This is a genomic window from Okeania sp. SIO2F4 (assembly GCF_010672385.1).
Classification (GTDB): Bacteria; Cyanobacteriota; Cyanobacteriia; order Cyanobacteriales; family Microcoleaceae; genus Trichodesmium.
On sequence record NZ_JAAHGT010000736.1, the window covers coordinates 1 to 4,949 of the forward strand.

5 protein-coding genes and 1 pseudogene are annotated in these 4,949 nt (G+C 33.3%); 3 read left to right on the plus strand and 3 right to left on the minus strand.

The features are described 5' to 3' along the window. Positions 1–214: 214 nt before the first annotated feature. Together F6K22_RS31545 and F6K22_RS31550 are read left to right on the plus strand one after the other, a co-directional pair. A complete protein-coding gene (locus F6K22_RS31545) occupies positions 215–751 on the plus strand; it encodes an O-linked N-acetylglucosamine transferase family protein (RefSeq protein ID WP_293107369.1) in 537 nt (178 codons plus the stop codon). 18 nt (positions 752–769) lie between these two features. Next, entirely contained in the window at positions 770–1,183 is a 414-nt protein-coding gene (locus F6K22_RS31550) for an O-linked N-acetylglucosamine transferase family protein (RefSeq protein ID WP_363274844.1), read from the plus strand. A 388-nt stretch (positions 1,184–1,571) separates the two neighbouring features. Here F6K22_RS31550 and F6K22_RS31555 read toward each other — a convergent pair whose 3' ends face one another. The 3 genes from F6K22_RS31555 to F6K22_RS31565 form a co-directional block, all read right to left on the minus strand. After that, a complete protein-coding gene (locus tag F6K22_RS31555) occupies positions 1,572–1,760 on the minus strand; it encodes a hypothetical protein (protein WP_293107372.1) in 189 nt (62 codons plus the stop codon). Positions 1,761–1,943: 183 nt separating this feature from the next. Further along, a complete protein-coding gene (locus tag F6K22_RS31560; RefSeq protein WP_293107374.1) occupies positions 1,944–2,306 on the minus strand; it encodes a hypothetical protein in 363 nt (120 codons plus the stop codon). Between the two features lie 394 nt (positions 2,307–2,700). Then, positions 2,701–2,985, minus strand: a complete 285-nt coding sequence (locus tag F6K22_RS31565; RefSeq protein ID WP_293107377.1) for a transposase — start codon at positions 2,983–2,985, stop codon at positions 2,701–2,703. A 1,603-nt stretch (positions 2,986–4,588) separates the two neighbouring features. On the opposite strand from F6K22_RS31565, the pseudogene F6K22_RS31570 reads away from it, so the two are divergent. Next, positions 4,589–4,949: pseudogene (locus F6K22_RS31570) on the plus strand (hypothetical protein); the annotation flags it as partial.

Below are 4,949 nucleotides of genomic sequence, written 5' to 3' on the forward strand. Positions count from 1 at the left end.
CGGTCTCGAAGGCTCCCGCGAACTTGTCCCAGTTGCCGGCCAGCCGATCGAAGAGCTCCACGTCGGAGCCCCGCTCGCGCAGCACGCCCTCCAGCCGGGCCAGGTCCGCGGCGTGCTCGGGCAGGTTGGCGATCTCCTCCCGCAGGACGGTCCAGAGCCGCGTGGCCACCCCGTCGCTCGGCGCCGCCGGGCGCAGGTAGGTGCTGGTCCCGGCGTGGCGATCGAGTTATATGTACCGAAAAAATATCCTCAAGGAATAGCAGATGTGGGAGAAATTATTGGTGAAATTCAGCAAGACAAAGTAGATATATTAATAGATTTAGATTCTCTGAGTTTACCAATTAATACAGAAATTTTTTCTTATCAACCAGCACCTATTTGTATATCTTGGTTAGGGTTTGATGCTCCTTACATATCTTCGGATAATTATTTTCTCTGCGACTGGCATACCCACCCTCAAGATAGAGATAAATACTATGTAGAAAAATTGGTGAGAATGCCAGATTCATTTGTGGCAGTTTCTGGTTTTGAAAGAATAGAAAGAAGTCAAGCTAATTTAAGAAAATCCCGGAGAATAGGTTTAGATCAAATAGTTTATCTCTGTTTAGCACCAGGTAGAAAATTTAATCGAGATTTAGTTAAGGCGCAAGTTGCTATTTTGAAGCAAGTGCCTAATAGTATTTTAGTTCATAAGGGATTAGGAGATGTAGAGGTATTTCAAGCTGCTTATTATCAAACTTGTAAAGCTTAGGGAGTTAGTATTCATCGGATTAAATTTATGGATAGATTTTCTACAGAGGAGGAACATAGAAGTATTTATTCTTTAGCGGATATTTTGCTTGATTCTTATCCTTATAATGGTGGTACTCATACTTTGGAAGCTTTGTGGTTTAACTTGCCAGTTGTTACCTACGCTGGAGAACAATTTTTATCTAGAATGGGTTATTCTTTTTTACAAAGTTTAGATATTAAGTTAGGGGTATCATGGTCATGGGAAGAATATATTGATTGGGGTGTGAAATTAGGTCAAAATTCTAATTTACGGCAGGAATTTATTGATAGGTTAGTTAGGTCTAAGGAGTCAGAAAATTTAGCACCTTTGTGGAACTCGAAAAAATTTGCTCAAGATATTTATAGTGTGATGGTAAAATTACTAGGCGAGAATTTAGCTATCAGGAATTAACAGTCAGTAATAAAAATGAAAGAAAAATTGCGTAAGTTATTATAGCTTTTCTCAAATTGGTGAAATACAAAATTTTTCGATTTGAGAGAATAAGAAATAGCTGGATTTTTGGAAAAAAGTGAAATAAAATTACTTCAATCTTTTATCAGCAGCAGATTATACCTGAGTCTATCCCTAAACAAATCCCAGATTCACTTTATCCTTGGCAAAAACATCTTGATGCTCTTGCAGCAAACAAAAAAAGTTTTCATTAATGGATAATGGATAATTGATAATTGATAATTACAAGAAGGTTAAAACCGTTACGGAATTGAATATAAGGAAATTCAAGAGCATTTTTTTCCCTTTTCAAGGGGAGGTAGAGTAAGCTGAATTATTTAATTAATAATTAATAATTATTAATTGTTCGGTAATAAATTCCTGTCAGAAATGCTGCTAAAGTTTCTGTAAAATTTGTTAAAGGTTTATGAGCATAACGTTTCGGAGACCCTCCCATTAATTGCTGATACAGGATGAAAGTATAAGCAGTAAAAACTAAAATAAAGTGACGTATAAGACTGGTTTTATTTCTGACCATTTTTTGAATTCAAAATTCAAAGTTCAAAAATTTTGGTTCGTTCCTTAATTTCAATAATTATTTAATTAACGATTTAAGCCTCGTTCGTACCTAACAAAAAAATCAAAAATATTTTCCTGATTTCAAGCTTCTAACTTCAGGCAGAGGTGATAATGAGCAAATTAATAATTTTTAATTTTGAATTTATTTGACTTGATATTCTTTTAATCCTAACCAGCCTTTAGCTTCTCTATAAAATTTTTCAATGTAGTTTCTCTGAGAAAGTATCCTAACTATCCATTCTCCTGTCACAGTTTTATATTGTTTATTTGTGATTAAATAATCTACTTCAGTTGCATCTTTTACAGAACTATTATTCATGACGATAGCAATAGTTCTTTGGCAGGTCAAACCTTTAATTTTTGCTTCTATAGTAGCAACCCAAACTGTTTTAGATACATCTTGTTCTAAAGTTACTTCAGTAAAATTTTTCTGAGGTAAAGATAATAGGATTTCATCTAACCTTTTTTTGTAATTGTTTCTTTCTGTTTTTTTGATTGATAACATTGACTAAGCGATTCTTGGCGCTCACCACCTATATAGTTAAGTTGTAGCCTTTATAGTTCCTCTAAAAATGAGGAATTATTACCATAACCTCAATCCATTAAAACTACACCGGAACGATATTTTCTAGACAAAGTTTTATGAATTATATGAAGTGCTAAATCTGGCTTTTTAACAAATTATTGATCATCTTTACCAGAGGGAAAAGATGATGAACTTTGATATAATTCAATATCTAAAGGCAGACTTCTTACTCCATCATATAAATGGCTTGTAACTATAACTATCCCATTGTCTGTTTTACCAATTTCTCAAAAGATTTGTCTGCCGACTCCATCAGTAAAATTATCACTTTTCCTGTGTCCGCATGGCGTCAATAATTAGAGCAAAACCATTTCTAATTCTGGGCGCGATTACGTTGATTCATAATTTGTAAACGACGCTGATTTATCGAATCTTCTTGCCATTTAGCATAGTTAAGAAAATGATGTATATTATGATATGAAGAACCGATAATATTGTCAGTCATTTGAGCAATATTTTTCCGTTGACTTTCTCCTAATAATCCGGCAAAATAATAACGAAATCCCTTTTTTTGACCTTGAGTTTTCCATAAATCATCAAATTTTTGACACCGCTTTTCAAAGCATGGTGGTAAGGCAGACAAGGTTGTTTCTTTCATCCGCTAGCATTTTCGAGGGAAAAGCCACAATATATAATAATCTTAGCCTAGTTTAGTCTATTTTTTTCTGAAAGTCCAGTTAGTCAGAGAGAAATCTCCTGTAAAGTATTTTAATAGTCCTTATTATTCATAACATTCTTTTTTCAAATTGATATAATACCATTTTGATCAAAAAATTTTACAAATGAATGGCTGGAAGAATATCCTAGTTTGGGTTTTGCTATAGCAGCCATTTTTGAAATTGGCATAATATCAAATCCGCTTGATTCGGTATCCAAAAATGTTCACTTCACGAGCGCTATTGCCAAATCTTTCTATATCTTCCGATCTCCCGACAGTCTTTATCTAATTACACCGATGCTACGGGACTTGATATAATTTGTAAGTATTCAGGTAGTTCGCCTTTCCTAGGGAATGCTACGCCAACAGCTTTTCGGTGTTCAACAATTAATAATTAATAATTAATAATTAATAATTAATTATTACCTCTTCTTGAAAACGGATAGGATTGACTCAAAGGAAAAATTTTTTCTTTTTTCCCCTTAAAAGGGGAGGCTTTAGACCATAATTTCTCGGTAATAATCCTGCACCAAATAATTAATAAAAAAGATTAGCTAATATACTTTGAAAGTAACTTTTAATTTTATCTCAATCTTCCAACTCTGATTCTTCCTTCAAAAAGAATAAGTTAATGGCGCTCCAGCTAATAGTTGATTGCTGTTAGCTCGGCATTCCGCAGGAAATACTTACCCTAATTTTATTCTGTGTGATTTTTACAATATAGGATTTTCAGGCTTAGAGTATGTATAATTACGGCAGTTTTGGAGTTAATAAGGTACAAAATTTTAGGACTTTAGGGAATAGAGAATAGGGAATATAAATTAGTCTTAAACTGTATCTCATCATCCTAAAAATTGTTGTAATTTTGCAGAACTACTTAATAGTTTTCCTAGTTTGGCAGACGATTTTACTTGAGATATATTTTTTGAATTTTCTATGATATCATTTGAGCATATCTGCTTTTACCAAAAAGAGATATTGAGAGTAATTTATATTTGAAAAAAAAACGATTCGCCAGGAAGGCTAGACGACTTTATTTTTCAAGTTCTTATAATAAAGAAGTATGCTTCAAAGTCAAAAAATGTATATTTGTTAGAAATTTTTAGTCGGTCAAAATCCAGAATTAATTGCTATCAAAACATTCTTGTCTGAACAGTCCCATAAGCTAATTACAATGGGAACATATTATGCTAGAAAATTATATTTTTAGGGTGCTATTCGTATTGGCAAATTTTTCTCAAAAAAATGTCTACAAAAAAACACTTATTATCCCTTATTATCAAGTGTTAGATTCACAAGTAGTACAAAAATATAGTTCAATCATTTATAGCGGTTTTGATTAACATAGAGTACAAAAATTTCGGCTTAAAGGCAAAAGACAGCAGGCAGAAGGCAGAAGTTTTGTACTCTACCTTTGTGAAAACCGCTATAAGTCTTATTATGGTTTAATTAAAGCCTATAAATAAGAAATAATCATAGACAGTTCTAAAATACCTAACTGGTTATCTATCCTAATTTTTACTTCTTTAGACAACTTTTACTAATGACTAAAATCAAAAATCGAGTAAAAAGACCTATATTTTATCCCGATACTAAATTGATTAGATTATGGGAAGTATTAATTGTATCTATTACTATTTATAATGCTTTTATTGTACCATTCAGAATCGCTTTTCTCAAAAGATTTGATGGCATCTGGATTTTATTAGATTTAATCGGAGATAGTATTCTAATCGCTGATATATTTCTTCGATTTAATCTTGGTTACTTTGAGCGTGGAGAATATATTGAAGACCCAAAAAGGATAGCTCAACATTATCGTTCAGTCAAAACCCTTGACCTCGACGCGTACGGTAAAGAGCGGATCGTGATCGGGACCGCTCCGCTCGACAATCGTGTAGACC

Coding starts and splice junctions, on each gene's coding strand:
- F6K22_RS31560 (WP_293107374.1), bottom strand. CDS start 2,306: ATGTTATCAATCAAAAAAACAGAAAGAAACAATTACAAAAAAAGGTTA.
- F6K22_RS31555 (WP_293107372.1), bottom strand. CDS start 1,760: ATGGTCAGAAATAAAACCAGTCTTATACGTCACTTTATTTTAGTTTTT.
- F6K22_RS31565 (WP_293107377.1), bottom strand. CDS start 2,985: ATGAAAGAAACAACCTTGTCTGCCTTACCACCATGCTTTGAAAAGCGG.